Genomic DNA, 24,695 nt, shown 5'->3' with positions numbered 1-24,695 from the left:
ATTCACCCTTTTCAATATGATTAATATTTAATCAAGGTAATTTTACGCCCAATAGTTTCTGGTGTAAGTTAACGGCATATGAATCTGTCATTCCCGAAATAAAATCTGTAATCAATAATAATCGATCATATAAAGGTAAGTCTTCAAATTCTATATTAGGAAGACCGTTATTGTCAAGCGATTGTATATGTCTAAAGTTCTCAGAGATTAAGTGAAAAAGCTTCTCCTTTTTTAATTTAGTTTTTGGACTTTTATCAATTTTAATTACCGCATTTACAAATAAAGTTAGTAGGTCACTTAAAACACGATCTCCGACTAATTCTAGCGTAAGTACTTCGTTATCACTGTAACAATATTTCCTAGATATCTTTTGCAATATTTCTCCCAAGTCTTTAGCAGTTGAAGACTCTAAGAGTCCTCCTTCAAAATTCCCTAACATAATTTCTTCATACCTATTCTTGAAAACTTCAATAACTGCATTAATCATTATTCCTTGTGCAGCGACCTTAAAATTTTGAACATTAACAAGGTCTTTATTTGGGACTTTATTCTCGTCCGCTTGTTCTCTATAACCCTTTAAACGATTGAAAACAGAAGGATAATGTTGTTCAAGGAAATTAGATATATATTCATATTCTTCTTCCCATTTAACAATACCTTTTTTTACCCCATCTTCAACATCTGCAGTTAAGTATGCGATGTCATCCGCAGCTTCCAAAAGGTATGTGGCAGGGTGTCTTCTTTCTCCAATTCCAACCTCATTGTGCAAATCGACATATAGGTCGGTCTCTGAAAAGAAATAGCCAAATTTCTTTTTATCTATAGCCTTAGGGTGATCAGATGCCCATGGATATTTCATTAATGTAGCAAGAGTACCGTATGTAAAGTTGGCCCCATACTGGTCATTAAGGAACTGAAGCCTTGCTAAAATTCTAATTGCTTGTGCATTTCCTTCAAAATATTTAAAGTCATTTAGTTGCTGTGGATTTAATGTACTAAAACCTTTATCTCTATAACAATCTTCAATACTCTTAAAATCTTCACTATCAAACCAGTTTCTAAACCAATTTCTAATTATATCCTCTCCATAATGTCCAAATGGTGGATTACCCAGATCATGTACCAAACAGGATACTTCTACTAAAGAAGCTAATTCTTTTACTTGCCAAAAATCTTTTAGCTCATCTCTATCTAATAACCAGGTGCCCAAGTTCCAAGCTATTGATCTGCCTAAAGCTGCCACTTCCATGGAATGAGTTAGTCTTGTTCTGGTAAAATCATTCTCTTGAAGAGGAAATACCTGTGCCTTATCTTGAAGGCGTCTTAAGGAAGACGAATAAATTATACGATCGTAGTCTTTATCAAATTCGTTACGATGGAGATTTGTAAAAGAAGTTGATGTTCGTTGTCTTTTTTTATTTAAAAGTTGATCCCAATTCAATCTTGTACTCATTTAGTTACCTCCAAATATATTTACTAGTTTTAATGATTCTTATTTCTCATTCTTTCTTGGCACTGAGGTCTAAGTCCCCAAGTTAATAAGAAATTAGCCCTTCGTGAAGTGTACAAAATCTTTTTATCCGCTCTATTAGAGATTGTGGTGCAATAGATGCGTATCAATGATATCCAAGCCTATTTAATTTTAGGTGCTTTATTGAAATTTATAAGTAAGAGTATTTATTATATTATCGGAATTGTTTATAATAATTGAACAAAATTAAGGCGTTATTTTTATATTTTTTAAAAATTCTAAGAGTACCTGTGTATTATTGGTTTAAAACTTATTCATAATATAAATTTAACCCTGTTATTATATTTAATCTCGCTTCCTTCAAACTTCAACGAAAAGGATCTTATTTCCATACCTAATTCTATACATTCATTTAAAAGCTGATGATATTTTTTAAAATGGTAGTCTAATACTATCTTTTTTACCATTGGACTTAAAGATGTAATGATATAAACAACCCTTACTCCCATTCTTAGAATCTCTTTTATTTTTTTTAATTGTTCAATTGCTCTTTCTGAATATACTGACGGAAAACTTACCGTTCTACGTGAAGCAATTATTCCCTTGATCTCTACGATAATCATTTCATCATTAGACATTAACATTAAGTCTGTCTTATAACCGTGGTATGTTTTTTCACGTAAAATCTTGTAATTATTCAGTTCTTTTTTCCTTCTACTAATAATAGACTCAACAACTTTATTAGTAAGATTGAGATTTAAAAGAATATACTTATTATAAAATTTCACTGCAAATAATGAATAGTTAGTACGACTATTTGATTTATTTGGTGTTAATAACACTTTTTTCCCTTTAACATTTAAATAATTCTCAATTCGCGAGGAACTGGGTACGTAACATTCACAGACTTTGTTATCAATAAGTACTTTACATAGAAATCTATTTTTACTCTCCTCAATAAAAACGCCTTCAATTAATTGGTTAAACCTCAATATTATTTTTCTCCCTTAGCTGAAAGAATACCGCCAGGAATTCCTAACGGTATTCAATTTATTGTGTATTATTCATTTAAATAATCTTCTAGTTCTTCTTCACTAATAAATAGGCCTTGTAATCTGGTTATTTCCCCATTCATAGAAAACAACATATCTCCCTTTCCTAATAAATCTTCTGCTCCAGGAGAATCTAAAATAGTCATGGAATCCTGATGCGCCGGCAACCTAAAGGAAATTCTACATGGGATATTTGTCTTCAAATTTGATGTTACTATATCAGCACTTGGTCTTTGAGTTGCTACAACTAAATGAATTCCGACATTTCTTGATCGTTGAGCTAACCTGATCATTTGTCTCTCGAAATCCTTCTTCCTACCCTCTAAGTCAGCAACCTGTACCAAATCAGCATACTCATCGATTATTACTACGATGGGTTTCATCGGATTATCCGGATTCTTTTGATTATAGCTGAATAAGTCCCTACTTCTGGATTGCCTTAACATTTCCGTCCGTTTTTCCAATTCATTTTCCGTTAAGTCAGTAAGAATTTCCACTGCTTTTTCAGCATCTAAAATTACCTCTCCATTCCTAAGATGAGGGAGGCCATCAAAAAATATAAAATCAGTTTGTTTGGGATCAATAATAACAAATTCAAGTTCTTCTTTGTTGTACTGTGATATTAAACTAACAATAATACTATATAAAAAGATAGTCTTCCCTGAACCCGTAGAACCTGCAGTTAAGATATGAGGTGCTTGAGCGATATTTAACATCTTATATTCCCCGCTAGGATCTTGCCCTATTATAACATTTAAATTTCCAACCTGCTCCTTGTTAGGAAGCATCTTTAATTGTTCAATAAGCATTATAGAATCACTATTTTTTCTAGGTACATCTACAAATATATACTGTGTACCCCGTTCATTTCCTACTAAAATTTCAGATTCAGCTTCAATCTCTCTGCTAATATCTGTTCGGTATCTTAATACCTTTTGAAGAGTTTCTCCTGCACGCAACCTAACTCTAAATCTTACAAAGCGCGCAGCAATTAGCGCAAGTGTTGGATCAACAGAAGCAACATCTATCGAATAGTCTTTCATTGCCCTAAATAAAGTGCTCGCTATTCTTTCTATTGATTTAGTCAACTCATCATTACTATCTTCCTTAGTAATTACATCATCTGCACTTTCCGGATTTTCCTTTTGTCGTTTGATGTTTTTGACCTCTTTTTCATCCAAATCCCTTATATTTCCTTGTAAGCCATTTTCTTTAGAATTACTAATTATTGAATTGCCATCTTTATCAACATCACTTTTTATTAAATTGCGTTTCTTAATAGTTTCTGGTTGCTTTTCATAATTGCTATTTAATCCATTAAAAGTACTTTCAAATTTTATGTCATTACAATTTACTAATACCTTATTAATAAAGTCATCACGAATTTCTACCAAGTTAATAAGATATTCTGAGGTATATTGATTTGTTTGAGTCAATCCCTGCTCGCTAAATCTTACATGATGGATGTAAGAGTGTATATTAACCGGGATTTCACCAGCAAACAAACGATTTAGTTGATAAGTCCATTCCTTCTTATCCTTCTTTGATAGAGGCAATTGGTGAAAAGCTCTAAACACCTGAAATCTCAATAACTCCCTGCGTGATGTACTTGTAATTTTGTCACGTTCTGAAAAAATTTCATTTATTAACTGCCTTACTGAATTAACTTGGTCAACTGCTTTTCCACTTATTTCATTACCACTCTCATGCCTTTTATAAGCTCCATCATAAGTTTTCACTTCAATAATATCAATATCTGCATAATTATCATTAAATCTAATTCCTACTAAATCAGAGAAATCCCCATTCTCTCTCTCATCAAGCCAATTTTGTGAGAGATCGGTATCAAGGCTTACTAGGATATAATTAGCTTTATCCTGTCTTGCATAAATTGCAGATATTGTAGTACCTAATGCCCCTTTGGTATGATTTAAATTAAAGGTATGGTCGTATTTAGATGATGCTAGTTGAAGTACCCCTTTTTCATTCAACCCTTGCATTGTTCTCAAAATTTTGCCAACACAATTAGGATTTGGATCATAATTTCCTATAGATCGAATAGATTTTATCATACCAGTAGAAAGTTTATTCCAATCCTTTGTGTACACTCCTATATCTCTATACGCTTTTGACTCATAATATATGCAGTTTTCAGAACCTATAACGCTTAGTTCAAGGTTTTTTAAATTAGAATCCGCTATAATTAGCCATGGAACTGAGTTTATTAACTCTTCGAATTCCCTTTTAGTTGATTCCATTTCTAGAACCACCGTATGATGCCAGCCCTGGGGCTTATCATTTAATCTTGATAACAAATCATGATGGTCTGAAAATATATTTCCATCTGAAGCAGGTATTATTTCGACTTTATCAGCTATAGGGTCGTAATCAAAAACCTTTGGTACACATAGTGGGTGTATTTTTAATAATGGATCCCTCTTAATATTGGAAACTGACTTACCACTAGGATCAAACATAGCAACTACATGAAAATTACTTATTTTAATACTTTCTCTTAATTGCTCAAAACCGATAATAGCGTTTTCTACCTTTACTGAAAAGCTAGGATCTTTTGATACGGCAAATTTATTAAGTATTATATCATCAATTTCATCAAAACTAGCCCAGTTTTCAGGCGTTTCCTTTGTCTTATATATTTGAATATGAGCACCATTAAACTCGATGCCATTTTCTTTTACAAATCCCTTAAAGATGTCTAATACATGTTTAACACTTGGTGGATTAACAAATGCAACCCTTAACCCAAAGGCACTATGAGGATAAATTTTAATAAACTTTGCTATAGAATTTTCCACTGCCTTAAGTCCATCTGTTGTTTGGTTGACCTGTTGTTCACTAGAGTATAGAGGCAAATTCCCTAAAAAACTTACCTCAGGTATGATCCTATCTCCCTTATTTGATATATAATTACTAATAAAAATTGTAGGTAGTGGGTTCGGAATCTCTTCCGACTTACGAACTAAGAAACTTTTATCAATATCATTTAAACTGGATGACGATTCCCTTAACCTTACAGTTAACTCAACATACTTCCACAAATATAAAGGATATAAAGGTGTCATAGTCGAATGTATATTGTTTGCTCCTATAATATATATCATGTCGATAGAGTTGATGCTTGCAATTAACTGTTTAGATCCCCTCGGACTAAATGAGGAAAATAGGCTGTAGTGTTCCTTTATCTTCTTAAGAAGTCTACCATAACTATCAATATACTTATTGCATATCCGTAGCATTTCTTCAGTTTCAACAATCTTTAAAATAGGACTATCAGCTAAACGATGAACTGCAGAGATCAGCATATTCCTACTGGAGATAAATAATTCAAAAATCTTACTTAAACCATCTGCTTCTTCAAATTCATTTTCAAGTTGCAGTAAAATCTCCTTAATTTCTTCAATATCCTTCTTACCAAATACAGTTATTTTAAATTGATCAATAGAGCGTAGCGCATCGGTAGGATTTTTTACATCTGCTAAAATAACGCCACCAAAAGCATCTTCACCAACAAATGTATCAACTAAATTATATATCTCTGGAATAAATTCTACCTGTGTTCTAATATCTTCATTCTCAACTTTAACTCTGCTTTTTTTGCCTTTTTCCCACTCATTATACTCTTCTTCAATACCTTCTAATAATCCTTTTACCTTTTCAGTACCATGTTCGATAATAAGTTCAACACCAGTTGTATCTGGCGAATTATCTTTTGGTCTTTGTTGACCAGTAGTTGTACTTACTTGACCATTATCATCAGATCTACTTGGTGGATTATTCTTATTTTTACTACGTACCTTTGATAATAAATCCAAAACCTCATTATACTTCATTTGACCAAGGACTCTTGTGTCTCTTGAAGTATAAAATTGCAATATATTTGAACGGGTCGAATAGTATATATCTGAATCGGGTTGGGACTGTAAGGCCTTTCTATCCTCCTTATTTAAATTACTTATTCTTGAGACTACAACCGAGTTGTTTATAAGTCGCTGTCTTATAGAATCAACTTGCTTTTTTATAAGTAAGCTATCGTCAATTAGTAGTCCTAATCTAAATAATTGCTCCACAGTTTCTCGAGGGATATTTTCATCATTTATAGTAAGATATTGATAATAATCTATTAGCATATTAAGAGAAATAATGCTCATTATCTTTTTAGAATTAAGGGCTTTCCACAAGTTTTTCAAAGAATCATTAATGACTCCAAATTGCTTTTCTGCGTTACTACACAACTCTTTATATATCTCTTCTGCTGTAATTGTTTCATACCACTTAAGCGAAGTAAGCTTAGGTACAGCCCTTTTAGCAATAACTATACTTGTACTATTTATAAGACCATCATTTCTAAAATCTTCTGCCTCTTCAACAGAGTAATAAACAGGCACAGAGTAATATTCACTTCCAAGTTGTTCTTTCAATTCCCTAATCTCGTCTTTTCTAAAACCAACAAAAAATATATTAGGCCTTAATAAGTCATGTTCCCGTATATGTAAATCCAGTGTCTCAATAAATAATGTATAGGAGTAACTAGGGAGATCTTTAAGAAGCATTCCATAGCTTTCATTCATAATTCTTTTGGCAACAATTGATGCCAATATATCTGATAGCACTGACCTTGACATAAAGCCTACCTCCTTAAATAGATAACAGTAACACCATCCGCATAACGCTTTCCATATCCCATTGAGATTAAAACATCAGCAATTTTTTCTGCATTTCTGGATAGCTCACCAGCAAGATCACCCGGTGTAATCTGACTAACCTTCCACTTTGTAAGGTTCTCGTAATCTTCTTCAGGGTTAGCTCCAATTATGATTCCAAATCTTTCCCATAGCACTTTCCCAAATTCGCTTAGGGTAAGACGTTGCTTAGATCTTAATATTGTATATAGAAGTACCTCCAGGATAAGCGGGTCTGGAGAATACCTTTTTCGTCCCCCACCCTGTGCCCTTGGAGCTAGCAAGGCCATTCTTCCACCTAAACTTATAACAAATCTAGTTGGATCTGTATCATATTCATCAGCAAAAAGTTTGAATCGTGTTGCTTTTATAAATGCTTTATAAGGATCGCGGTCTTGCTCATAAAAACCTAGATATAAAGCTTTGTAACTCTTTCGCTTTTCATCCTCATCTTGCCTGTTAGTAGTCCTTTTAGAGCTATCTTCCATTTTTAAATGATTAATTCGATCAAGTATTTCTTCATGGGAAAACCTATCATAACCTTCTTTTTTTAGTACCTCTTCAAGGCCCTTATCAAAAAACTCTTCTATAGTAAGCTTTGTAATAAGAATTGTTTCTTCACTCGCATACCTCACAGCAGCTAAGGAGTCATCTGCACAAAATAGCATTGGCACTCGATCATCTTTATTATAGCTTTTCGATAAATCTAGTATCTTTGATGAAAGGTGATTAATAACTGCAAAGCAACTGAATATTATTATTCTCTCTAATGAGAGTAGTTTATTACCAGACTGTCTCTCATTTATAGCTAATAAATCAAAAGATGACCTTAACCTTCTTTCAACATCACCTGAAATAAAAGCATTTTTCCTAATATCAACACTATTCTTTTTAGCAAAATTAGTTAGCGGAGCAACTACTCTACTCAAATCATCACTTTCATCATTTAAACTATCTTTAATCAAATCAATACACTCTGAGATTTTACCATCAATATTTGCTGAAAGAAGATTATACAGGAAATAGTTAATATTTGATTCAAGAGATACAGAACTACGAACTTGTGTTTTGGAACTGATTGTTAGTACAGTGTTGTTCGCACTTGGATATGCTGCGTTATCAGCATTAAAAACAATATTTAAAAAATGTCTTAACTTATTAATTTCATCGTCATCAAAGCCTGTTTCATCAAACGCATCATAGTATTTCTCTCTAATATCAGAGGCTGTACGTATCTCTTTACCTTGCTTCCATCTTATAATCCATTCGTTCAGTGCATCGACTGAATAGCTTTCTCCAGTTATTAGTCTAAATAAACCATTTGCAATGTGAACTGGTTTAACTGATGATGAATTAGGTCTATATCCTATATATTCATTAAACACCTGATTACCATAATCTTTTAATCTATTTTTCATTTATTTTACCCCCGCTTTAATTGGTACCGTGAGGTGTTAACCTTAACATTATACGATGATTGGTTATCCATATCTCTGATAATGAAATCATTTGAGCTAAAGGCATCATCTAACGAAGATAGTTCATTCATAAAACGAACTAATTTGAATTGATGCTGTTCAGGTACAAGTTGTGAAGGGTATCCATTCCCCACCAGAGATAGTACACGATATAAGTTTAAGTCGATTCTTAATTCAACATAAGCTCCCCCCTTGGACTTATACACGCGGAATAAGAAGTGATCGGGGACATATTCCATACCAAATAAATATGCAGGAAGTTTAGGAACTAAAATTTCAACTTGATTGGAATAGGCGTACTTACTAGAAACTGCCACCTTTGGGTAAGTTCTTAGTTCATACTTATGAGTAGTCCAAATTTTTAATTTATCATTTTCATTATCATCTGGGTTAAAATATATATTTATTCCGGAAATTATTTTTCTAATAATTTCTTGATCCCTATCATGTTCATCTTTTAACACCTCATAATATGAGTGATACTCTATTGGTAATAGACTTAGTAGTTCTTTACCTCTCTCATTTTCAAAGTAAAACTTCCTCTTTATTTCCTTAAAGGCTTCAATTGGATCATCTGCATCTTCTGGAGCCGTATATTCATTTTCAAATACCCAACCATCTTTCAGTGTTCCATTCCAAAGTTTTTCGTCAATCTCTGGATGAGAATAATGGAAAGGATCGAACAATGAAATCGCAGTAAACAGTTGATTATTACCACTAAAAATAAGATTGTAATACTGATTCTGGTTAAATTCTTCTGCCCTTCTTATCGAGCATTTTTTTCCTGCGGTTAGTATAAATGCAAAAAAGCCAAGAATATCCCTCATTACAACATGAACACCTGTACTACCTATTTTTTCTATTAACAAAAGCAATCTATCTTGGACAAGACTATTTTTCAATTTAATTATATTTTGATTTGAGGGACAGATATTATTAATAGCGCAATCATTACAGATATTGCTAACCTCTAAAATTCTATTTAATGTTCTTTCAGCCATATCCACAGTTAATAAATTTCTATTATTCAAATCTATTACAACTACATCTTGAATCAAATCTTCAGTTCCTTTATTATAAACAATACCTTTCTCACGTTGAGACGATATTTGCTTATATCCAGGTAGTCTATCTCCTAAAGATTGCAAAAGTGATAATAGAGGGAATTCGTTTATCGCTATAATGCTCGGTCTATTATCTTTAATTGCATTTTTTAGCTTGCGTAAGAACAATTCCTCGTCCTTTATACTATTAGCATCTAATTCAACAAATGCATTATGCTTTTCAAGATATTTTGATAAGGATTTAATTAAATGTGTTTTTCCATCGCCTGGGTTTCCTGTTAGAAATATCTGCTTTCCTTGTTCAATATAATTTTTAATTAAATCCTCAATACCCGACTCAACGTGTATAGCATGTAATTCCTCATCAGTGAAAACATCAGCATAGCTATTTCTGTTATTATAAAGCTTTGCAATAAAATCTAAATCAAAAGACACCCCAATCCCCCCAATACTAAAAGTAATTACTCAATGCAACTGATTTTTTTTCAAATGAGCTAAGTCTTTCTAGTATATCTACATTTTCTACCCTTCTTAAAAACCAACGTTTTCTCCAATAATCTATTAGTTCCTCTGTATATATTTCTTCATTTCCATCCATTGGAAATAGGTAGTCCAAATTATCAGTCTCGCCTTTTAAAAACTCACTTGTATTAGAGGCTAATTGAATTCCATATACAATCCTTCGGGTGTGATGATTTAAATATTTCTCGGATGATATCCCTAACGTTGAAAGTCCAGATCTAAGTAATCTTAGTCTAGGACTCGTCCCCTCCCCGAAAACATTGTTTATCTTTCTTCCCCCATCAATAATTTGAACCATTTTACTAATACTTTTTGTAGTTTCTTGTGTGAAAAATACTGACCCGTATCCCTCAGTTTCCCCTAGCTTCTTATATTCTAAATACTTACCATCAGAAACCGGAACTTTAATACGGTTATATTGACTACTGCCCATGTGATACAAACTTGTGGTTCCAAGAAATGCTAATCGCGAATCTCTAACCACCTTTTCACCTTTCATTCTTGAAGCAATTTCACTAACCTGTGTTGAATATTTTTGGTTATAATCCTTTATAACCTTTGGACTACATATCAAAATACTAACAAGTTTCCCTGATAACAATTGGTTATATGGAGGTATAGCACCGCAAACTATAATTTCCATCAGATTTGAACCAATCTTTTTTTTGCGATTTGCTTGCATTGCAACATTTATTGATTTTCCTTTATCAGCACTTAGTAACTTCTTTAATGCTAAATATTCATCCCCTTCAGTTTCTAAAGTTTTTGTTATTCTAAACTTCGCATCTAATAACTTTGCAAGTTCTGTCGCCCTCTTCTTTGTGTATAAAGGAGATCTTGATTCTTGTGTCCAAACAATATTATCACTGCTCGACCTCTTATTATTTAGCTGTTTATTTTTTAAATCCTCTGCCACTGCTTTCAGTTTACTTATTGTTTCTTCAGATATATTTTTTACTTCCTGCTCGGAAAGAAGACCGTCAAGATTTATGTCACCAATAGCATCGTCTAAAAATTTAATTAATAACGGAGCAATTCTTTTGCTTTCCTTTTGAACTCGTTCTTTATGTTCTTCGTCACTTTCAAGTTCAATCACTCTTTCAACTTTTCTTTTTAAACCAAGTTGCCCCTTAATCATTTCCTCATAAGTTTCTGTTTTTGTCCTCTTTCTAAGAGTTTCTTTTAAAGACTCTGTATTCCAGCCAATATAATTATCTCTGTGGGATAGCTGTAGGACTGAATTTCCTAATGCAGCTATCCCCATTACCGGATGGTTCTCCTGAGCACCGTCGCGAATCAGATAAAACAGATTTCGTCCTGGAGTAGATTTGTATGGTATTGACCAGGTATAACGGAAATACCTCCAAATATCTCTTAATTTATATCCTGTATGTGAACAAGTTGAATCATCCACAAGTTGAATATATGGCTTGACATATGTTTTAGCTAACTCAAACTTATCTTTATATTCCACATTACTCTTTATCTCACAGACAGCATCCTTAAGAAATTCTTCGTTACCAATCAGATTAAAAACACTTACTGTTTTACCCTTATATTTTTTACTTTTTTCCATCTTAACAATGAACTTCTTAATACTTTCTATCTTAAATTGTGCATTTCTTTCATTTTCTAATTGCTGACGTAGGTATTGCTTACTATCTCCTCTTAGTAACTTAGGAGGAGCCAGTAGTATCTCATCATTTTTACCTTTTCGCATTCTCCATCCTTGCGCTAATAAGTCCTTCATAATACTAAAAGCAGTTATTAGCTTTAATCCTTCAAGATTTTCATCGTCAATAAGATAATTGTACTCATTAATTACCCCTTTCAGATAATCTACTCTCTGAGAATGTAATTTTTCTGCAGTAGTATGGGACACTCGATTAAAAACATTCTTATAGTAATCGTTCAATATGGGATTGAACGGAGAGAATTCCTCAAGATCCTCAGATTCCACTTTAACTAATGAAGGTTCACTTTTTATTGCATTACTATCCATGTATATCCCGCGCTTTCTAATAACATTAATGATTAATAGTTAATTATTTTTGATACGATTTCAAGCCTACGTTTACCACATATTTGCTTAACAGCACTAGTAAATTTTTTCTCTTTTAGAACTAACTTTTCATTATTAGCAACTATTGTTTTAATTAATCCTATCATTTTTTCTTCACTTATTACCGAATTCCAATACTCATCAATAACCCTATTAATTAGAGTCGATACCTCTTTTTGATTTTTACAAAATGTATTAATTGTTTCCATTTTCTTCTTCACACTCTCATAAAATTCTAATAATATTTTTATAATTCTTCTATTAAAATTATAAGTCTTATGTCCAATAAAGACAAACTATTATTTCCTAAAATTAACAAGTGTCTATACTTAATTAAATTACATGTAATTTTCCAATGCACCTAGTTTCATATCAAAAAAGGGGTACCCATCCGTTTCATGCCCCACCCCTTTATATAAACCGTTGTTTATCCATTTGGATAGATAACGGTTTTTTTGCATTACAGAGACGACTTGCGTGGTGAGAGGAGCGCACTATGAAAGGAGGAATGAAGATGAACAACTCATTGGTCAAGATCCTAATTGAGGCTAAGAAACTGAACAAATGGATACCTGCCAAGTTTCTAGTAAAGTACGACATTCAAAAGGTTAATCTATCAAAACTTGAGGATGATGGACTCATTCTGACTATGAAAAGCAAGTCAGATGGAATGGTATTGAAGTTAACACTCAAGGGTTATCACCACTTCAACTGCTAATTAGGATTATCCAATAACATTTAGGAGGAATTTTATTATGCGGAAAAACTTATGGCTTGATCATGAATTGATTAATGGGAAAAGAGTTCCTATTCCAGAGATTAAAACAATCTATCAATCGTTATTAAATGAAGATGAAAGAATTAAAAATGAGATAGTAGATGCTATTGAATGCAATGACTACGTTAGGCTATCTCATTTACTAGCTAGTAGAAGTAAGATCCAAACAGCGCTAAAGGAAGTTGTGGCCTTACATGAAGATGATTTGAAAAACTATGTTTCTACTAAAGAGCGAGTTTCTTATGCACTAACCAATGCTGCTGAATCACTGGAATCAAGAGGAGAAGATGTACTTTTAAACGTTATTAAGAGCTTAGAAAATATGAATCAGTCTACACATAGCTTGGTAACTAAGTCATTAGATTTCTCATCTAAAGCATTCAGTAAAGGTAATCAAATAAATCATAAGGCAGGAAAGTTTCTTGTGAAGAAAACGTCGCAAGGACTATCAAAACTTGCAGATGCAATTAATAAAAAATCTTAATCTATTGAAAGGAGGTGAGAAACATATGAAATCAAGTATGCATTTCCAAAGTGACAATATAGTACCATTCTCTAATCATGAATCTGAAATAGTTTCACTACCTAATATTGTTGTATCGACTATCGAATCCAAACGCCGTGTACAGGAACTCCAAACGTTTGTTGAAGAGGTGATGGTGAAAGGTGTTGATTATGGTTTAGTAGATGGATTTTCAAAGCCTACATTACTTAAGCCAGGTGCCGAAAAGCTATGCGATGTATTTGGGTTCTTGAAAACAGCAGATGTCGTCAATCGTATCGAACAATGGGAATCAGGTATATTTGCTTATGAAGTGAAGATGACACTAATACGCAAAGACAATGGACTCGTTGAAGCTGAGGGCCTGGATCATGCAATAGCAAGGAATCTTCTTTTCAGCAACAAGACCCTTATACAATCGTCAACACCGTATTGAAGATGGCAAAAAAGAGAGCGTTAATTGATGCAGTTCTATCTGCAACACGTTCAAGTGGTATCTTCACACAAGACATTGAAGATTTTCCACAAGCAAAAACTAAAGCTATTAAAGGAGGTGGTGAACAAGCAACAAAGGCTCAACTACAGAAGATCTTCCGTATCGTCAATGAAATGGATATGCCGACGGATGTTGCAAAGGAATTGATGAAGATGACTTTTGGAGTTGAGCGTAGTACACAGCTAACCAAGAAACAGGCATCAGACTTTATTCAAGATTTACTGATGCTGAAGGAGGTAAGAACGATGGATGAACACAACCATATTGATTGAAAGCACATGGATTGCAGAGATGCGGTCGATGTGCTTTTTTATTGCACAAAAATAGATGAGCTCATTCTGCCAATGAACTCATCTACACTAAATATCATTCAACAACAGTATATCGTAACAGAAGTTTTCACTCAATCAGGAGGGGCGTATATCGTCTCTCCTTTTTTATTTTTATCAAACAATAATGGAGGAATTTATAATGAACAATTCAATCGATAAAATCACTTTTAGAAATCTATTAGCTACAACAACTCGTGAGAAGGAAGATAGTTATGTAGTTAGCGAATTATTCAGCCGCTACCCATCTATTCAAGAATTATTAGCTGTAACTGAGGATGAGCTGTTGCAAATAAAGGGAATCGGAAAAGTAAAAGCTAAACAAATAATTGCTGCTTTACAGCTTGCACGTATGAATCCTTGCCCTGTTGAACAACGATTTACAATCCGCTCCCCTCAAGATGCTTATAATTACCTTAAGGATATGCAATATTTAAATCAAGAGCATTTTGTAGTTCTTGGCTTAAATACTAAAAATCAAATAGTATTTCGTGAAACAGTATTTGTCGGTTCACTAAATGCTAGTATAGTACACCCAAGGGAGGTCTTTAATCATTTAGTCCGCCGCAGCTGCGCTAGTGCAATTGTCGGGCATAACCACCCTAGTGGCGACGTTTCACCAAGTATGGAAGACATTAATGTAACAAAACGTCTAGGTGAGGCTGGAAAGATGATGGGTATTGAGATTTTGGATCATATCATTGTGGGCCATGAGAAATATACTAGTTTGAAAGAAAAAGGATATCTATAAAAAATATTTCTTAGGAAAGTCAGTGAAGGTGTTAGAAATAGCACCAACACTGGCTTTCTCCTAAAATCATTAAGTTATGGGCTAAAGTTTGAAAAAATCATCACTTTTTTGATGGGTACCGCTATTGAAATAACCTTAAACCTTGGTATATAGGGGTTTCCTAAGAATTTTGTATAGATACTAAAATCCGCCAAAAATTAAAATTGCTCAATTACTATATATTAATCCGCTAAAACCCCAAATTGTAACATTGGATTTTGTAATACAATGAAATACCTCTAGTATATGTTGCATAGTAACAGTGTATAAAAGTGTCATATTTCCTTGATATACAAGACTTTATCTATGGTTGCACATTATTACAATTTACTCGTATATCAATAGAGCCTGTTCTATTTGATTCATGCTCTTTCAATAGTTCAAGTTTTACTATATTATGCGGTGTTACTACTTGTGTTCCATATAAGATTGGTAGATATGTCTTTGCCATGTTATCTAAGTCTTTGGATTGTACCGCTCCTTTAAAGTGCAGCTTTACAGCATATTCATTTGCAGCCACGATTTTAAATCCATCCTTGTAGATAAGTTGTCCCACATGATGATGTAATAACTCAATGTGAGGATAGAAATTCTCCTCATCAAAGCCACCGGAAAGCATCGGTTTACTCTTGGACACAATATACGTAGTAAGGCTATTAAACTGAAGTATAGTATTTTGAGTTAAATGGTCATAAATACGAAGATCAATACTATCTGAGGGAATACTAGTCCTCTTTCTTGAACCTGAACTAGTCAAATACAAGTTAATTTTCAAAGAATAGATCTCAGCATCATTAAATACTATTTCACGGTTAATTGCATCTACAATAGCTTTTACTGAATCAAGTAGGTTAAGCTCCTTATGAGATCTTGATGTTGTGATATTTATATCAACACCATAAACACCCTTAGGAAGGGGTAGCTGAATGTTCTTTTGGTTGGAAATTGCGCGTAATACCATGGATATCTTTCCCTGAAAATCCATCATAGAGGTATTCTGTAATCGTTCGGTTCCTTTTGAGCTTGAATGTGGCATCTCCATTGGCTGATCATGTATAACTATATGACTACCCCCGTCATGTTCTATTAATACACTCTTATCCATAATCTTTGCTCTAATCTTATTGTATGTCATAGAATCATACATCCCCTTATGTTGTCTAACTTCTTGTCTTTCACTTTTTTCTCAGATAAATGATATGGTCGTAAAACGAAATGTTCCTTTAAGCCATTGCTTTTAGGTACTACTAAACTGTCCCCTATGTATTCACCTTTTATAAAGCCAACCTTTACAACTTTAAATAAATCCATAGATAATAACAGCTCTATTGTTTTAATCACCTGTTTCTCCGATTTTTTTACATTGTAATAGAATGAAGGTTCGACATGAATTGCATTACTTTCTATATGTACAGAGTCAGGATTTACTCCACCAAAATAGCTTAACCAACAGTTACCATACAAAAGTAGATAAACCTTCAGCTTTGTGTATGTCCATATTCTATCGGATGTGGACGTGTTTTCTAGCATTATATTAGTAACTGCATCTGCCGGCAGCATAATATACCCTTGATTCCTTTGTTTCAACTCACTTGTATGGAACGCTATAGATTTGCAGCTTATATATGTATTGGTAAATGGATCGTAATCTGGCGCAGTTAATAATTCTGCTTGAAACATTTGCTGTTTATGGGAATTGGTTCTCTCTATAAAATAATGAGCCTCTAGCCATCCCAATGCATTATTAAGTTGAGAACGATTCAAATTCAAATCCTGCTGCATTTCACTTTTGGCCTTCTTCACCCTCTGATATCTCCATTCATATGACCTACACAGGTATATATAAAGTTTAAAAGTAATAAGGTCAGGAAAATCTGGGTAAATATCTGAAAATATCTTTCTTTGAATAATAAACTGACCATTCCTAGATATGTTAAATTGGTTAGGTTTTGTGTCGTTCACAATATACCTTGCTAAATTTTTCAATGGTATTCTCCTTACTTGTTATTATATAATTTAATAATTCTATTATATAATTGACTATATAGTACAATGTTGGTAAAATAAAATCAAGAATTAAATAAACAGGAGTTGAATGCACGATGCCTAAAATACATATTGATACATATGATTTTCAATATCTTAAAAGGTCTACTATAGGTGAAAGGTTGAAATTCTTTCGTCATCACATAATGCAGTACAGTCATAATTCGGATGATTTTACAATTACATCTCTTGGTTCTCGCCTTGAAGTATCTCCTCAAACAATTTCATCAATTGAAAGAGGTAGTTCCAAGAACCCCTCATTTCTTATTGTTCATAAACTAACAAAAGAATATGGAGTACCTCTGGAATCCGTTACAGATGAATTCTATATGAGTGAGGAAAGGTTATTTGCTATAGGTAAGCCTGAGGAACCAATAATCATTGACGATGAAGATTTCATCATTGAGGATACAGATGAATATAGTACTGTTATTAATGATGAAAACGAGAAGGATGAGAACTTTTTTGACTTTGATGAAATAAAGGGGATTTTACTATATAACTGCTTAGGCAGAAGTGAAATTGAACCTATATATCATATTCAGTTTAAGGAAGACATAACTGATGATGAAATAGAACATTTGATTTCGAGGCTTCTTCTTGAGACTACAACCCTATCTAAAAAGAAATTTGAAACATCTAAAGCTGTTCATCCATTACAAGAAGCCGTTGAAATTATCAATCGTCACAACAAGGTTCTGTCTGCTGATGAACTTTTAAATCTTCTTACTAATAAGGAGACCAAATAAATTAAGTATCTTATGGAGGGATAAAACGTGCAAAATAGCTCAACCCACAGTCTCGTTGAAGAACTAAAAGTAGAGGAACAAAAAAGAGAAGCTTTTTTAGATCAACTGGCATCTATTATTGAAAGTACTTTATCTAAGAGTGATGTAACTGACAACGAAAAGAATCGCTAATTAAGGAGGAGTTTTAATGATTAAAGGAGTAATCTACGCACGAGTAAGTACAGAGGAACAAGCAACAGAAGGATACAGTATTGAAGCACAGAAACACCTTCTCTACGATTATGCAAAACAACGTGACATTCAGATCATTGATGAATATATCGATGAGGGAAGAAGTGGAAAAAGTATTGAGGGTAGACCACAAATGCAGCGTCTACTTAAGGAATCAAAAAATGGAGAATTTGATACTGTTATAACATATAAACTAGACCGATTGGCACGTAAAACAAGGGATTCACTTGAAATTGTTGAAACTCTTGAACGCCACAATGTTCAACTAATGAGTTATTCAGAGAACATTGATACTACTACACCTGGTGGAAAGATGTTCTACACAGTAATGAGTTCTGTTGCTGAAATGGAGCGGGCAACGATAATTGATCGTGTTAAGATGGGAATGAATCAACGAGCTAATCAAGGAATGTGGAATGGTGGAATAGTGCTTGGTTATGATGTGATTAACAAGGAACTTATTATCAATGAAGATGAAGCAAAGATTGTAAAAGAGATATTTATCTTAGCAAGTAAAGGCCATGGCTATAAGAAAATTGCTTATGAAATGAACAAGCTTGGTTATAAAACAAAAAAGAAAAAGGACTTCTCCATTGCTACTATAAAAGGTATTTTAGAGAATCCATTATACATAGGAAAAATTCGTTATAATCAGCATGAGAATTGGTCTGAGAAAAGAAGAAAAGGTAAAAAAGATAATCCGATAATAAGAGATGGCATACATACTCCAATAATCGAGATGGAGCTTTGGAATCAAGTGCAGCAAAAATTGAAAACACGCTCCTTCCGTCCAGCACAATCGTCAAAACCATACTTCTTAGGTCGATTACTTCGTTGTCCCGAATGCGGATATGGAATGACTGCAGCAAAGTCCAGGGGTAAAAATGGCAAACAATATAGACTTTATCAATGTGGTCAGTATAAAAACAAAGGTAGAACTGCATGCCAAGCCCATACCATAAATGCGGACAAGGCTGAACAATATGTAATCAATGAATTAAATCGTATTGTAACACTTCCCTATTTTATTGAGAAGTTAGTCAATAAAATGAATGACGAGAGATTGAATGCTGAATCTCCATTACTAGATGAGAATAAACGGCTGCTTAAAAACAAAAAGAAAACTGAAAAGCAGATAGACAATTTAGTTACATTGCTAATGGATGATCCCGATTTAAGGGATATTTATAGTAAGAAAATGCTAGAACAGAAAAAACAACTTGTTACCATTGAGAGTCATATAGAGAAGGTTGAAAAAGAGCTACAAACTATCAGTAAAGATCCCATCGATGCTGAAGCACTGACTCATCTACTCAAAAACATTGATACTCTTCTGGACAAAGCAGATGCTACAGAAAAGAAGGAGCTGCTTTCACTCTTTATAAAGGATATCCAAATAACCAAAGAAAAGGTATCTCATAAGGAAGGCAGACAAATCAAGTGTATCAATTTGATGTTTGACTTCACCATTGAGGCTTTACAAGGTAGCTCTAGTGTCTTAATTAATAAAATGTCTGAAATAAACTGCATTGCACCTCTCGATACAACCTTCATGGAAGAGCAATTTTCAAAGGAGGAAAACTTTAGGGAAGCCTTATCTTCCCTTAATATTTTACCCTTATTTATGATACGGTTCCCCCCTCATAATCCGAAACGCCCGATAGATCTGCTCCGCTAAAACCAAGCGCATCAATTGGTGGGGAAAGGTCATTTTTGAGAATGATAGTTTTTCGTCTGATCGCTGCAACACCTGCTGGCTCAAGCCGAGCGAGCCGCCGATGACGAAGGCGATTTTGCTTTTGCCGTAGGTGGCCAGTTTGTCTAGTGTGTCGGCCAGTTCTTCTGAGGATTTTTGCTTTCCTTCAATTGCTAAGGCGATGACGTATGTATCGGGGTGGAGCTTGGCCAGGATGCGTTCTCCTTCTTTCTCCTTTACTTGCAGCATTTCATTTTCACTTAAAACTTCAGGCGCTTTTTCATCGGCTACTTCAACGATTTCAACCTTTGCGTAAGCTGACATTCTTTTTAAGTATTCGTCAATTCCTTGCTTTAAATATTTTTCTTTTAGTTTTCCGACGGTAATGATTGAGATATTCACAGCTAATCCTCACTTTACGAACAAGATATCCACATTGTTTATCCACATATCCACATCTTGTATGAGATCACGCGTTCGCCACCATATATACAGCATGTTTTTGACAATATTCACAGGTTGTTGATAACTTTTCATCGTCAATTTTATTTAATATCGGAAACGTCTCAAAGTCGTCTACAATCGTATCTATCGCGATTTCTACGTGTTCTTCGCAGCAATATATCATCGGATTTATTCTCCATTCTAATAAAAATAATATTTTAAATTGTGGATAAATTGTTATTCAGCATTTATCCACAATTATTTTACCATTTTTTTCGTTCCTTGTTTCTGATAAAGCCAAAATCACGATTTATCCCACTTGTTAAAAAAACTTGTTCGGCTTATTTCGTATGAAAACGAAGGTCTCACACGTCTTGCAGTTATGCCACAAATTAACTCTGCTATACATAATAAGGCTTTAACAATAGCAAGCTCCGGCCTTTAAACACGAAAAAAAGCAGGGTTGCCCCTGCTTTTATCGTAACAATCTTGATGATTATAATGTGTCTCCAGCCAGCTTCATGGTCGTTTCCTGAAGCTTTCCATCGCGGTAAAATTTAATTTCTAACGTATCTCCCACGTTCTTCTGCGTATAAAGGTGCTTCCTTAAATCGATTGTATCCTTAATTTCTTCCCCATCCATTTCGACGATTACATCGAGTTCTTTTAAACCTGCTTGAGCTGCTGGAGAATTTGGTTCAACGCGCATAACCGCTACACCATTCGTTACATCATTCGGGAGCTTTAATGCTTCCTTTTGATAGTAAGATGGGATTTCGTTGACGGATTGGAGTTCAATCCCCATATATGGCCGATTTACTTGCCCGTGTTTCTCTAAATCATCAATGATCGGAATGGCATAATTAATCGGAATCGCTAGACCAATGCCTTCAACGGCACTTTCAGCAATTTTCATTGAATTGATGCCAATGACTTGACCGGCGATATTGATAAGAGCGCCACCGCTGTTACCTGGATTAATCGCAGCATCCGTTTGCAATACTTCCGCCTGCCAGTCGACAATCCCATCCTGATTGATATCAACAGGAATTGCTCTCTCTAAGCCGGAAATGATCCCTTGTGTGACAGAGCCGGAAAAGATGGCACCTAACGGATTGCCAATCGCAATAACAGGCTCACCTGTGCGCAAGGAGTCTGAATCACCAAACTCGGCAATGGTCTCAATCTCGCTGCCATCGACCTCTAATACAGCTAAGTCAGTCCACACATCACTACCTCTTAGCGTTGCCGGGATTTTAGTCCCATCGTTTAAGGAAATTTCCAAAGAGGAGGCACCCTCAATGACATGATGGTTTGTAACAACATAGGCTTTGCCATTTTCCTTTTTATAAATAACCCCTGAACCTGTTCCGGCTTCTTGTCCGTCTGACGTATTGCCATGCCAAAAGCTTGTTTGCTGGATGTTCGAAATTCCGACTACCGCATCTGCTGCCTTATCAACCGCCTTCGTAATATCGCTCTCCACATTCACAGCAACATTCTGCGTTTCAATCGCACTTTTCTCCTCTCCGCCAGTCTGCTGAGATGGTGACACATCGTAAGGGAGAACATGATAATCCACCAGTTTCGGAAAGGCTAGAATGACAAGGAATCCCCCAAGTACAACACCTAGTAGGCTCGCTAAAAAGTAGCCCCCTCTGTTTCCTTTCTGCTTTTTATAACGACTTTCATAATCTTGGTCGTAATAACCCATATTCTTCACCATTCCTTTCATAAGAACGATCGCTAAAAGTTATTCTTCCTATATATACCTAATTATAATCTTACAAGAACAAAAAACTAATCATAAGCATTTAAATTCCTCTCCCTTTTAAATTTGTTCATAAATTAGCCGCAATTTAATGCATGCTTCATACTGAACGGAGGGAACCTGTTGTTACTGGCCGTGCAAGAAGCATATTAGGCTTTGGCTGCTGGCAAAAGACTTAAAAATACACTCCCATAACTGTACCCTAGTCAATAAAAAAAGCGTGGAGAGGTGGTGACCCCACAAAGTTAGAGTTTTTATTAAGCAGCTGATTGGCTGGTTTGAGTTCGGTATTGTATTGGACTTAAACCAGCCAATTTTACTTTTATACGCTTATTATTGTAGTAATCTATGTACTCAACAATTTGTTTTTTTAGCTCTTCATAAGATACTAATTCTTCTCCATAATACATCTCTTGCTTGAGGACCCCAAAGAAATTTTCCATTGCCGCATTATCCGCACAGGTTGCTTTTCGAGACATGCTTTGAAAGATTTTATTTTTCTTTAATGTTTTTACCCAAGTCTTATGTTGATAATGCCAACCTTGATCCGAATGAATGGTGGTGCGATATTCTGCTTCATTTGTAATGGTTCCTAATGCTTCAATTAATGGCTCTAGAACGAAGTCTAATGTTGGTCTGTTAGATAGACCAAAAGATATAATTTCGCCGTTGTATAAATCCATAATGGGACTTAAATATAGTTTCTGATTTTCAGTACATTTGAATTCGGTCACATCTGTTACTAGTTTTTGGAGACGGATAGATGTATTAAATCTACGATTCAAGCGGTTTTTGGCTACTTTACCAATCGTGCCTTTATACGATTGATAACGAGATTTACGTGTGAATTTTACACATTTCAACCCTAGTTCACTCATTATTCGTTGAACTTTTTTATGGTTAATGATATAACCTTGACCTCTTAACTCTAAACAAATGCGACGATACCCGTATCTACCCTCGTGCTTTTGAAAAATTTCAGTAATTATTTCCTTCCATTCTCTATCTGGATCTTCTTTCTGTAGTTGCTTCACATGGTAATGATAAGTTGCCTCTGGAATCCCCACTATTTCTAAAACATCTTTTAATTTGAATCCTTCTTCTTTGAGTTCGAATGCCAACGCTGTTTGTGCTTTTCGAGGGAGGCATTCGGATTTTCTTGAAAAGCTTTTAACTTTTTTAAATAGGCATTCTCTAAACGTAGAAGTTCATTTTCTCGTTCTAATCGTTTTTCACGAGATAACTCTTTTTCTTGTTTTGGTAATTTTGCTTTCTGATTTTTAGACATAGAAGACCGCCCTTTCACTTTATCCTGCAGGCCTTCTATACCTTCCTCCAAAAAGGTTCTGTACCAATGGGTAATCAATGAAGGATTGTTCATCTTAAAGATAATCGCAGTATCTTGGTAAGAAGCACCTGTGTGTTTCATAAAGTTTAATACATCTAACTTAAATTTGACAGAATAAACTTGTTTAGAATGCTTCCTACGTAGTCCGTCTTCTCCAAATTCTTTATAAGCACGAACCCATCTTCTGACTTGAGATTCAGCAGGAATACCATATTTTTGGGCTAATAAGTAATATCCTAGTTTGCCCCTTAGATATTCCATTACAATTTTTAATTTAAATTCTTCACTATACTTCGCCATACAAAAACACCCCAGAGGTTAGATTTTTAACTCTAACTTCTGGGGTGCAGTACCAGAGCTCCACACTTTTTTAGACGGCCGTTAATGCTGTCGGTATTTTCGGGTCTGTATCAAACAAATCAACTTGTTCGCCAACAACAATTCCTTGACTTTGCAATGTCTGGGTGACAGACATTTTTGCTAAGTCCTTCATGTTGTTATCCAAGCTTAAATGGGCCAAGTAAATTCTCTTTGTTTGATCGCCAATCACATCGCTCATGGCAATCGCCGCGTCCTCGTTTGATACATGGCCGACATCGCTTAAAATTCTCCGTTTCACATTCCATGGATAGCGTCCCATCCGCAGCATTTGCACGTCATGATTGCTCTCAAAGACAAACATATCAGCATTTGCAATAATTCCCTTCATCCGGTCGCTCACATATCCCGTATCGGTTACAAGGACAAGCTTTTTTCCTTCGTGATGGAAAATATAAAACATCGGCTCAGCCGCATCATGAGAGACACCGAATGATTCAATATCAAGAGAACCAAAGCTTTTTACCGATTCCATGTCAAAGGTAAACTTCTGTTCTGTAGGAATCTCACCAATAAGGCCATTCATTGCATTCCACGTTTTTTCATTGGCATAAATGGGCAACTTATACTTTCTTGCCACTACTCCTACCCCTTTAATATGATCACTATGCTCATGGGTAACAAGCAGGCCTGAAAGCTTGTCCATATCGCGGCCAATATGGGCAAATAATGCTTCCATTTGCTTGCCGCTTAGTCCGGCATCTACTAAGAAGGAATGCTCCTCTGTTTCTACATAAACCGCATTTCCTGTACTCCCACTGGCGAGTACACTAAACCGCATCCCCATT

22 protein-coding genes are annotated in these 24,695 nt (G+C 34.6%); 7 read left to right on the top strand and 15 right to left on the bottom strand.

Annotated elements, in window-relative coordinates:
- Positions 1-31 precede the first annotated feature (31 nt).
- From NST02_RS02325 to NST02_RS02295, 7 genes are all read right to left on the bottom strand, one after another.
- A complete protein-coding gene (locus NST02_RS02325) occupies positions 32-1,453 on the bottom strand; it encodes a deoxyguanosinetriphosphate triphosphohydrolase (RefSeq protein ID WP_340947845.1) in 1,422 nt (473 codons plus the stop codon).
- Positions 1,454-1,785: 332 nt separating this feature from the next.
- Positions 1,786-2,463, bottom strand: a complete 678-nt coding sequence (locus NST02_RS02320; RefSeq protein ID WP_340947842.1) for a DNA/RNA nuclease SfsA — start codon at positions 2,461-2,463, stop codon at positions 1,786-1,788.
- A 68-nt stretch (positions 2,464-2,531) separates the two neighbouring features.
- The gene (locus NST02_RS02315) at positions 2,532-7,166 is read right to left on the bottom strand and encodes an FtsK/SpoIIIE domain-containing protein (protein WP_340947840.1); all 4,635 of its coding nucleotides are present in this window, start codon (positions 7,164-7,166) and stop codon (positions 2,532-2,534) included.
- A 5-nt stretch (positions 7,167-7,171) separates the two neighbouring features.
- A complete protein-coding gene (locus NST02_RS02310) occupies positions 7,172-8,641 on the bottom strand; it encodes a hypothetical protein (RefSeq protein ID WP_340947839.1) in 1,470 nt (489 codons plus the stop codon).
- Positions 8,642-8,646: 5 nt separating this feature from the next.
- On the bottom strand, positions 8,647-10,200 hold the full coding sequence (locus NST02_RS02305) for an AAA family ATPase (RefSeq protein ID WP_340947838.1): 1,554 nt from the start codon (positions 10,198-10,200) through the stop codon (positions 8,647-8,649).
- Between the two features lie 16 nt (positions 10,201-10,216).
- Positions 10,217-12,289, bottom strand: a complete 2,073-nt coding sequence (locus NST02_RS02300; RefSeq protein ID WP_340947836.1) for a Druantia anti-phage system protein DruA — start codon at positions 12,287-12,289, stop codon at positions 10,217-10,219.
- 32 nt (positions 12,290-12,321) lie between these two features.
- Positions 12,322-12,558, bottom strand: coding sequence for a TIGR04540 family protein (locus tag NST02_RS02295; protein WP_340947835.1), 237 nt, complete (start codon positions 12,556-12,558; stop codon positions 12,322-12,324).
- Positions 12,559-13,104: 546 nt separating this feature from the next.
- On the opposite strand from NST02_RS02295, the gene NST02_RS02290 reads away from it, so the two are divergent.
- From NST02_RS02290 to radC, 4 genes are all read left to right on the top strand, one after another.
- Complete coding sequence (locus NST02_RS02290) at positions 13,105-13,611, top strand: hypothetical protein (protein WP_340947834.1); 507 nt, start codon at positions 13,105-13,107, stop codon at positions 13,609-13,611.
- Positions 13,612-13,636: 25 nt separating this feature from the next.
- The gene (locus tag NST02_RS02285) at positions 13,637-14,065 is read left to right on the top strand and encodes a hypothetical protein (RefSeq protein ID WP_340947833.1); all 429 of its coding nucleotides are present in this window, start codon (positions 13,637-13,639) and stop codon (positions 14,063-14,065) included.
- 2 nt (positions 14,066-14,067) lie between these two features.
- Positions 14,068-14,397, top strand: coding sequence for a hypothetical protein (locus NST02_RS02280; protein WP_340947832.1), 330 nt, complete (start codon positions 14,068-14,070; stop codon positions 14,395-14,397).
- Between the two features lie 199 nt (positions 14,398-14,596).
- Entirely contained in the window at positions 14,597-15,205 is a 609-nt protein-coding gene (radC, locus tag NST02_RS02275) for a RadC family protein (protein WP_340947831.1), read from the top strand.
- 343 nt (positions 15,206-15,548) lie between these two features.
- Here radC and NST02_RS02270 read toward each other — a convergent pair whose 3' ends face one another.
- Positions 15,549-16,379, bottom strand: a complete 831-nt coding sequence (locus NST02_RS02270; protein WP_340947830.1) for a hypothetical protein — start codon at positions 16,377-16,379, stop codon at positions 15,549-15,551.
- Complete coding sequence (locus NST02_RS02265; RefSeq protein ID WP_145962255.1) at positions 16,376-17,047, bottom strand: hypothetical protein; 672 nt, start codon at positions 17,045-17,047, stop codon at positions 16,376-16,378. The genes NST02_RS02270 and NST02_RS02265 overlap by 4 nt, the downstream gene beginning before the upstream one ends.
- Before the next feature lie 299 nt (positions 17,048-17,346).
- Between NST02_RS02265 and NST02_RS02260 the strand changes: the two genes are divergently transcribed.
- From NST02_RS02260 to NST02_RS02250, 3 genes are read left to right on the top strand one after another with little or no spacing between them, the layout of a single operon-like run.
- Complete coding sequence (locus NST02_RS02260; protein WP_340947827.1) at positions 17,347-18,039, top strand: helix-turn-helix domain-containing protein; 693 nt, start codon at positions 17,347-17,349, stop codon at positions 18,037-18,039.
- 27 nt (positions 18,040-18,066) lie between these two features.
- Positions 18,067-18,210 (top strand): hypothetical protein, encoded by a 144-nt coding sequence (locus NST02_RS02255; protein ID WP_340947826.1) that lies wholly within the window; start codon positions 18,067-18,069, stop codon positions 18,208-18,210.
- A gap of 16 nt (positions 18,211-18,226) precedes the next feature.
- The gene (locus NST02_RS02250) at positions 18,227-19,948 is read left to right on the top strand and encodes a recombinase family protein (protein WP_340947825.1); all 1,722 of its coding nucleotides are present in this window, start codon (positions 18,227-18,229) and stop codon (positions 19,946-19,948) included.
- Here the strand turns inward: NST02_RS02250 and rlmH are convergent.
- The 6 genes from rlmH to NST02_RS02220 all read right to left on the bottom strand — a co-directional run bounded on the left by rlmH (position 19,889) and on the right by NST02_RS02220 (position 24,694).
- Positions 19,889-20,368: a 23S rRNA (pseudouridine(1915)-N(3))-methyltransferase RlmH gene (gene rlmH, locus NST02_RS02245; protein WP_340947823.1), complete on the bottom strand. Its 480-nt coding sequence runs from the start codon at positions 20,366-20,368 to the stop codon at positions 19,889-19,891. The two genes, NST02_RS02250 and rlmH, sit on opposite strands and share 60 nt — an antisense overlap.
- Positions 20,369-20,435: 67 nt before the next feature.
- Positions 20,436-20,594 (bottom strand): CxxH/CxxC protein, encoded by a 159-nt coding sequence (locus NST02_RS02240; RefSeq protein WP_137743744.1) that lies wholly within the window; start codon positions 20,592-20,594, stop codon positions 20,436-20,438.
- A 312-nt stretch (positions 20,595-20,906) separates the two neighbouring features.
- A complete protein-coding gene (locus NST02_RS02235) occupies positions 20,907-22,124 on the bottom strand; it encodes a S1C family serine protease (protein WP_137743743.1) in 1,218 nt (405 codons plus the stop codon).
- 314 nt (positions 22,125-22,438) lie between these two features.
- The gene (locus NST02_RS02230) at positions 22,439-23,302 is read right to left on the bottom strand and encodes an IS3 family transposase (protein ID WP_340947818.1); all 864 of its coding nucleotides are present in this window, start codon (positions 23,300-23,302) and stop codon (positions 22,439-22,441) included.
- A complete protein-coding gene (locus tag NST02_RS02225; protein WP_340947816.1) occupies positions 23,266-23,829 on the bottom strand; it encodes a transposase in 564 nt (187 codons plus the stop codon). Before NST02_RS02225 ends, NST02_RS02230 begins: the two co-directional genes overlap by 37 nt.
- Positions 23,830-23,899: 70 nt before the next feature.
- Positions 23,900-24,694, bottom strand: a complete 795-nt coding sequence (locus tag NST02_RS02220) for an MBL fold metallo-hydrolase (RefSeq protein ID WP_095313904.1) — start codon at positions 24,692-24,694, stop codon at positions 23,900-23,902.
- Position 24,695 lies beyond the last annotated feature (1 nt).

This window comes from Robertmurraya sp. FSL W8-0741 (assembly GCF_038004005.1).
In the GTDB taxonomy this organism is placed as follows: domain Bacteria; phylum Bacillota; class Bacilli; order Bacillales; family Cytobacillaceae; genus Robertmurraya; species Robertmurraya siralis.
Note: the sequence above shows the minus strand (reverse complement) of the source record. Positions and strands in the feature narration are given on the sequence as shown.

Coding starts and splice junctions, on each gene's coding strand:
- NST02_RS02325 (WP_340947845.1), bottom strand. CDS start 1,453: ATGAGTACAAGATTGAATTGGGATCAACTTTTAAATAAAAAAAGACAA.
- NST02_RS02315 (WP_340947840.1), bottom strand. CDS start 7,166: ATGTCAAGGTCAGTGCTATCAGATATATTGGCATCAATTGTTGCCAAA.
- NST02_RS02310 (WP_340947839.1), bottom strand. CDS start 8,641: ATGAAAAATAGATTAAAAGATTATGGTAATCAGGTGTTTAATGAATAT.
- NST02_RS02300 (WP_340947836.1), bottom strand. CDS start 12,289: ATGGATAGTAATGCAATAAAAAGTGAACCTTCATTAGTTAAAGTGGAA.
- NST02_RS02295 (WP_340947835.1), bottom strand. CDS start 12,558: ATGGAAACAATTAATACATTTTGTAAAAATCAAAAAGAGGTATCGACT.
- NST02_RS02290 (WP_340947834.1), top strand. CDS start 13,105: ATGCGGAAAAACTTATGGCTTGATCATGAATTGATTAATGGGAAAAGA.
- NST02_RS02285 (WP_340947833.1), top strand. CDS start 13,637: ATGAAATCAAGTATGCATTTCCAAAGTGACAATATAGTACCATTCTCT.
- NST02_RS02280 (WP_340947832.1), top strand. CDS start 14,068: ATGGCAAAAAAGAGAGCGTTAATTGATGCAGTTCTATCTGCAACACGT.
- radC (WP_340947831.1), top strand. CDS start 14,597: ATGAACAATTCAATCGATAAAATCACTTTTAGAAATCTATTAGCTACA.
- NST02_RS02270 (WP_340947830.1), bottom strand. CDS start 16,379: ATGACATACAATAAGATTAGAGCAAAGATTATGGATAAGAGTGTATTA.
- NST02_RS02260 (WP_340947827.1), top strand. CDS start 17,347: ATGCCTAAAATACATATTGATACATATGATTTTCAATATCTTAAAAGG.
- NST02_RS02250 (WP_340947825.1), top strand. CDS start 18,227: ATGATTAAAGGAGTAATCTACGCACGAGTAAGTACAGAGGAACAAGCA.
- NST02_RS02240 (WP_137743744.1), bottom strand. CDS start 20,594: ATGATATATTGCTGCGAAGAACACGTAGAAATCGCGATAGATACGATT.
- NST02_RS02235 (WP_137743743.1), bottom strand. CDS start 22,124: ATGGGTTATTACGACCAAGATTATGAAAGTCGTTATAAAAAGCAGAAA.
- NST02_RS02225 (WP_340947816.1), bottom strand. CDS start 23,829: ATGGCGAAGTATAGTGAAGAATTTAAATTAAAAATTGTAATGGAATAT.
- NST02_RS02220 (WP_095313904.1), bottom strand. CDS start 24,694: ATGGGGATGCGGTTTAGTGTACTCGCCAGTGGGAGTACAGGAAATGCG.